Below are 6,590 nucleotides of genomic sequence, written 5' to 3'. Positions count from 1 at the left end.
GTGCCCGCCGCCCCGCCCGGGCCACCGGGTGTCCCGCCCGCGCGCGAGGCCCCGGACGCGGTGCCGCCCGCCGGGCGCAGGACCGCCTGGGCCGAGGGCACCGACCGGCTGCGCGCCGCCGCGACCACCGAGCCCGGCAGGCTGCGGATCATCGGCGCGCTCCTCGCCGCGCTGGTCATCGCGTTCGGCGCGGTCACCACCTGGCAGATGACGGAGCGCTCGGCCGCCGCGGACGACGTGCTGCACCGCAGCCAGCCGCTGAGCGCCGACGCCGCCGCGGTCTACCGCTCGCTCGCCGACGCCAACACCGCCGCCTCCAGCGGCTTCCTCGCCGGCGGCCAGGAGCCCGCCGCAGTCCGCGAGCGGTACGAACGGGACATCGAGCGGGCCTCGCAGAAGCTGGCCAAGGCCGCGTCGAACGCGGGCTCGGCCACCTCGTCGGCCGCCGCCGTCCGCAAGCTGAACGAGCTGCTTCCGGAGTACACCGGCCTCATCGAGCGCGCCCGCGCCAACAACCGCCAGGGCCTGCCCCTGGGCGGCGCCTATCTGCGGTACGCGAACGACAAGATGCAGACGCAGATGCTCCCGGCCGCCGAGAAGCTCTACAAAGCGGAGAACGCCCGCCTGGCGTCGGACTACTCCAAGGCCAAGCCGTATCCGTGGATCGCCATCGCCCTCGGCGTCCTCGCGCTCGGCGCCCTGGCATGGGCGCAGCGGCGCAACTACCGGCGCACCAACCGCGTGTTCAACCACGGCCTGCTCGCGGCGACGGCCTTCGGCACGGTCGTGCTCCTCTGGCTCGTCGTCGGCCACACCTTCGCGCGCGCGTCGCTCAACGAGTCCTACGACGACGGCGTGCGCTCCCTGAACGTCCTGAACGACGCCCGCATCGGCTCCCTGAAGGCCCGGGGCAACGAGACCCTGACCCTGGTCAGCCGGGGCGCCGAGACCATCGAGGTGAACGGCGAGAGCAAGGACAAGTTCGACGTCTCCTACCGCGCGCTGATGAAGCAGCTCGGCGACAAGGACAGCGGCCTCCTCGGCGAGGCCGCCGACCTGGCCGGGAACGACGCGGACGGCGCCAACCCGGTCGCCGAGGCGGCGGAGAACGTCAGCGTGTGGAAGGACCGCCACAAGGTGGCCCGCACCAGCGACGACTCCGGTGACTACCAGGGAGCGCTCGACAAGGTCATCGGCGCCAAGGACGACCAGCCGACCGGCGAGTGCTTCGACAACGTGGACGCGGCCCTGGACCGGGCCCTGGCCCACGAGCAGCGTGAGTTCAAGGCGGCGGCCGAGGACGGCAGGGGCGCCATGAGCGGCCTTCCCGTCGGCGCGGCGGTCCTCGCGGTGCTCGCCGCGGCGGGCGCGGTGCTCGGCATCGGCCGCAGGCTCTCGGAGTACCGATGACGAGGCGGGAGACGGTCCCGGCGGCCGGAGGGAGCGGGCGGACGATGCGGACACGACGCGGCACGGCCGGGCTGAGCGGCGGGCGCCGGGCGGGCATCGGCGCCCTGGGCCTCGCCTGCGCGCTCGCGGGGACCCTGGTCGCCCTGCCCCGGGGCGACGGCGGCGATGACCGCACCGGCGGCGGCGCGGCCGTCCCGGTGGCGGCGCCCGCGCGGGCCGACGCCGACGACTGCAACGACCGGAGCCCGCGCCCCTCGGGCAAGGACGGCCCGACGATCGAGGCCATCAAGAACCGCGAGGTCAAGAAGCTGATCGTCGGCGTCGACCAGAACAGCTACCGCTGGGGCTACCGCGACCCGAACAAGCCGGGCGGCACCCTGGAGGGCTTCGACATCGACCTCGCGCACGAGATCGCCGAGGAGATCTTCGGCGACCGCGACGCCGTCGTGTTCCGCGCCATCCCCACCAACCAGCGCATCCCGGCACTCCAGAGCGGCCAGGTCGACATGGTCGTGCGCACCATGACCGTCAACTGCGAGCGCCTGGAGGACGTCGACTTCTCCACCGGGTATTTCGAGACGGGCCAGCAGGTGCTCGCGCCGGTGAAGTCCGGCATCACGGGCTATGACGCGTCGCTCAGGGGCAAGAAGATCTGCTCGGCCGCGGGCTCCATCGCCGAGGAGGAGCTCAAGAAGAAGAGCTTCGGTGCCGACATCTCCACCACGGTGCCCAATCAGCTCGACTGTCTGGTCCGGCTCCAACTGGGCGAGGTGGACGCGGTGGTGACCGACAGCGCGCTCGCCGCGGGCCAGGCCGCGCAGGACCCGACGGTCGAGCTGAAGGGCAAGGAGCCGTTCACCACCGAGCACTACGGCGTCGCGATGAAGAAGGGCGCCGACGACCTGGTCCGCCGGGTCAACAAGGTCCTCGCCGACTACCGCGAGGACGGCTGGAAGAAGTCCTACGACGAGTGGCTCAGGGGCCCGATCGGCGAGGAGGCGACCCCGCCGAAGGCGGAGTACGGCGACTGACAGACACGGACGTTATGTGCCGAGGCGTACAACTGGCTCAGGACAGCTGAAGAAGCAAGGCAGCGCAGAGCGGAGAGGTGATCGATGAGCGACACGGGACCCCCCGGTCCGTTGATGGACCGGGACGAGGTGGACCGTGCGCTGGCGCGGCTCGACGCCGAGCACGAGGCGATCGAGACCTCGCTCCTCGCCCTCCAGGACCACGCCGGGCGCCGCCTCCTGGAGGGCGCCCGGCTCACCGGCGTCACCCAGGAGCGCTGGGCGGACGCGGAGGGCCGCATCACCCTGCTCTGGGCCTACTTCGACGCCTACGCGGGCGCCCTGCGCACCGCGCGCGAGCTGCGCGCCCGCAGGCGCTGGCCCAGCCGTGACGACCTGGCGGAGCTGACCGAGCTGCTGCGCGGGGAGTCGGTGACCGTGGCGGGCGGCTCCACGTCCGGCACCGCCGCCTCGCTCACGGGCCCCGCCAGGCTCACCGAGCGCTTCACGCTCGAAGCCCTGGTCACCCGGATGAACGACCTGTACGCGCACTCGCTGGACATGGTGGTCGCCGCCGACGCCGTCTGGTCGGCGCTGCCCGCCCGCATCGACCTGCTCGCCGCCGAGCTGGCCCGCACCCGCCAGCTCGCGCACTCCGTGGGCGTGCGCCCCGGCGAGCACCCCTCGGGCGACGACCTGGAGCGCATCACGCGCACCCTGACCGCCCTGCGGGAGCAGGTGATCAGCGACCCGCTCGCCTTCTGGCAGCGTGCCGAGGGCAGTTCGGCGCCCGGCGGCGGCCGGCCGCACACCGACCGGTACGACCGCGAGGCGCGCGCCCTGGAGGAGGTGCGCCGCGAGATCGAGGCCGTGCTGACCGTCCGGCAGGACGCGGAGGTCCGCCTCGGCAGGCTGCGCGACGTGCTCTCGCGCGCGGACCGCACCCTGGCGGAGGCCCGAAGCGCCCGCGGCGAGGTCCTCGCGAAGATCGCCGCCTCCGAGGTGCCCGCCGTCAGCGGCCCGCCGACCGTGCTCCAGGAGCAGCTCGCGATGGCGTCGGACTACCGCAGGAACGCCCAGTGGCACCGCCTCTCACCGCTCCTCGAATCCCTGGAGGAGAAGGCCGAGGAGGAGCTCCTGCGGGCCCGCGAGTCGCTGACCGCCGTCACGGCGCCGCTCGCGGTCCGCGCGGAGCTGCGCGGACGCCTGGACGCGTACAAGGCGAAGGTGGCGCGGCACGGCCACGCCGAGGACCCGCTCCTGATCGAGCGGTACGACGCGGCGCGCCGCATGCTCTGGAGCGCGCCCTGCGACCTGCGCGTGGCCGAGGAGGCGGTGCTGCGCTATCAGCGGGCCGCCGCCGAGGCGCTCGTGCCCAGGGTCCCGCAGCAGGGCGGGATCACCGACCGGAGGGGGGAAGCGTGAGCCAGCGGCAGTGTCAGCGGCCCGGATGTACGGGGTCGTACGAGGACATGGGCGGCGGCGAGCTGTACTGCGACACGTGCGGTCTCGCCCCGGTGGTCTCCCCGACCGGCATGGTGGGCTCCTCGCCCACCGGCATCACGGGCGGCGGCAAGGGCTCGCGGGGCTCCAGCAGCTCCGGCTCCCGCTCGTCGGCGCGCTCGTCGCGCTCGGCCCGTTCGCAGTCCTCGCGCAGGTCGGTGTCGGGGCGGCTGTCCCGCTCGCTGTCCGGCGCCTCGACGTCCCGTTCGGTGTCGGTGCGCAGCTCGGGCTCGGCGGCCTCGTCCTCCGCGCGCGGGCGGCTCGGCGTCGGCCTGGTCACCGTGCCGGACGTGCCGCGCCCCGACCCGCGCGGCGCGGTCCAGAAGAATCCCGAGGTGCCCGAGCGGAAGCGGTTCTGCTCGCGCTCGGACTGCGGGGCGCCGGTGGGCCGCGCGCGGGGCGACAGGCCAGGCCGTACGGAAGGGTTCTGCACCAAGTGCGGGCATCCGTACTCCTTCATGCCGAAGCTGAACCCGGGCGACATCGTGCACGGTCAGTACGAGGTGGTGGGCTGCCTGGCGCACGGCGGACTCGGCTGGGTGTATCTCGCGATAGACCGCGCGGTGTCCGACCGCTGGGTGGTCCTCAAGGGCCTGCTGGACACGGGCGACCAGGACGCGATGGCCGCCGCGATCTCCGAGCGCCGCTTCCTCGCCGAGATCGAGCACTCCAACATCGTCCGCATCTACAACTTCGTGGAGCACCTCGACCAGCGCACCGGCTCCATGGACGGCTACATCGTCATGGAGTACGTGGGCGGCAAGTCCCTGAAGGAGATCGCCAACAGCCGCCGCTCGGCCGACGGCAGGCGCGACCCGCTCCCCGTCGAGCAGGCCTGCGCGTACGGCATCGAGGCGCTCGAAGCCCTCGGTCACCTGCACAGCCGCAACCTCCTGTACTGCGACTTCAAGGTGGACAACGCCATCCAGACCGAGGGCCAGCTCAAGGTCATCGACATGGGCGCGGTCCGCAGGATGGACGACGACGAGTCCGCGATCTACGGCACGGTCGGGTACCAGGCCCCCGAGGTCGCCGAGGTCGGCCCCTCGGTCGCCTCCGACCTGTACACGGTCGCGCGCACGCTCGCCGTCCTGACCTTCGACTTCCAGGGGTACACGAACGTCTTCGTGGACTCCCTGCCCGACCCGGACAACATCGAGGTCTTCCGCACCTACGAGTCCTTCTACCGGCTCCTGGTGCGCGCCACCGACCCCGACCCGGCCCGTCGCTTCGCCTCGGCGCAGGAGATGGCCGAGCAGCTCACGGGCGTCCTGCGGGAGGTCGTCGCGCTCCAGACCGGCAAGCCGCGCCCGTCCCTCTCGACCCTGTTCGGGCCCGAGGTGAAGGTCACGGACACCGAGCTGTTCGCCGAGCTCTCGGGCGATGTGTCGCGGCTCGGGGTGCGCCCGGTCGCCCCGGAGAACGGCGACGGCCACCGCGCGCTGCCGCCCGCGCCCCCGGCCTCGACGATCGTGCGGCCCCTGGAATCGGCGGCGACCGCGCTCGCCCTGCCCGTCCCGCGCGTCGACCCGAACGACCCGAACGCGGGCTTCCTCGCCGGGCTCATGGCCTCCGCGCCCGCCGAGCTGATCACCGCGCTGGGAGCGGCGCCCGCCGACTCCGTGGAGCTCCGGCTGCGCGGTCTGCGCGCCCGGCTCGCCATGGGGGAACTGGCGTCCGCCTCGCAGGCCCTCGTCGACCTGGAGCGGCAGCACCCGGACGACTGGCGGGTGGTCTGGTACCGGGGCGTGGCGGCCCTCGCCGTCGGCGACTTCGAGAACGCGGCACTCTCCTTCGACGCGGTCTACGACGCGTTCCCCGGCGAGCCCGCGCCGAAGCTGGCGCTCGGCGTCTGCGCGGAGGTCCTCGGCCAGCTCGACAACGCCGCCGAGTACTACCGCCTGGTGTGGACCACCGACCCGAGCTATGTGAGCGCCGCGTTCGGCCTGGCCCGGGTGCGGCTCGCCGCCGACGACAGGACCGGCGCCGTGCAGACCCTGGAGTCGGTGCCGGAGTCCTCGATCCACTACACCGCCGCCCGCGTCGCCGCGGTGCGGGCGCGGCTCAGGCAGCGCCTCGAAGGACCGGCGCTCTCCCCGGGCGCCGCCTTCCTCGACGACCTGACGGCCGCCGCCGGACAGATCGAGGCCCTCTCCGGCTTCGGTCTCGACGCGGTGCGCAGGGAGCGCCTGTCGACCGAGGTTCTGGGGACGGCGCTCGACTGGGTACTCTCCGGTAGGCACTCTGGTCACGTTTCCGCGCCACCGGCCACCACCGGCTCGCGGACCGTACTGCTCGGCAGTGAACTGGACGAGCGCGGTCTCCGGTTCGGACTGGAGCGTTCGTACCGGACACTGGCCCGGCTCGCACAGGGTGGCGAGGAGAGGATCGAACTGGTGGAGCGGGCAAACCGTTTCCGCCCCCGGACGTGGGTGTGAGTGATGTCGCAGATGCCGCAACTGTCTGCCTGCCCGAGCTGCGAGGAGCCGCTGGAATCGGGTGACCTGTTCTGTGGTGCGTGCGGGTACGACCTGTCGGCGGTGCCGGCCCGTCCCGACGCCTCGCCCAACGGGTCCGCGACGTCCCAGGGAGCGGGCGCCGGACACGCCGCCCCCGAGGGCCCCTGGCCCGTCGCCCCCGAGGTGGACAGTTCCGACCGTCCGGCGC

Annotated in this window: 5 protein-coding genes; all 5 read left to right on the top strand. The window is 73.2% G+C overall.

Annotated features, from left to right (window positions below):
• A partial coding sequence (locus AB8Z36_RS27520) for a hypothetical protein (protein WP_440582008.1) occupies positions 1-1,410 on the top strand: 1,410 nt, incomplete at its 5' end.
• 44 nt (positions 1,411-1,454) lie between these two features.
• Positions 1,455-2,441 carry a glutamate ABC transporter substrate-binding protein gene (locus AB8Z36_RS27515; RefSeq protein ID WP_369216075.1) on the top strand — a complete coding sequence of 329 codons (987 nt, stop codon included), beginning with the start codon at positions 1,455-1,457 and terminating at the stop codon, positions 2,439-2,441.
• Positions 2,442-2,525: 84 nt separating this feature from the next.
• Positions 2,526-3,845 (top strand): hypothetical protein, encoded by a 1,320-nt coding sequence (locus AB8Z36_RS27510; protein ID WP_369216074.1) that lies wholly within the window; start codon positions 2,526-2,528, stop codon positions 3,843-3,845.
• 47 nt (positions 3,846-3,892) lie between these two features.
• Positions 3,893-6,361 (top strand): serine/threonine-protein kinase, encoded by a 2,469-nt coding sequence (locus AB8Z36_RS27505; protein WP_369216076.1) that lies wholly within the window; start codon positions 3,893-3,895, stop codon positions 6,359-6,361.
• Positions 6,362-6,364: 3 nt separating this feature from the next.
• On the top strand, positions 6,365-6,590 hold a 226-nt coding region (locus AB8Z36_RS27500), incomplete at its 3' end, for a zinc ribbon domain-containing protein (protein ID WP_369216073.1).

Source organism: Streptomyces flavofungini (genome assembly GCF_041028215.1).
Lineage (GTDB): Bacteria > Actinomycetota > Actinomycetes > Streptomycetales > Streptomycetaceae > Streptomyces > Streptomyces flavofungini_B.
The sequence above is the reverse complement of the archived record's forward strand: the minus strand, read 5'-3'. Positions and strand labels throughout refer to the sequence as shown.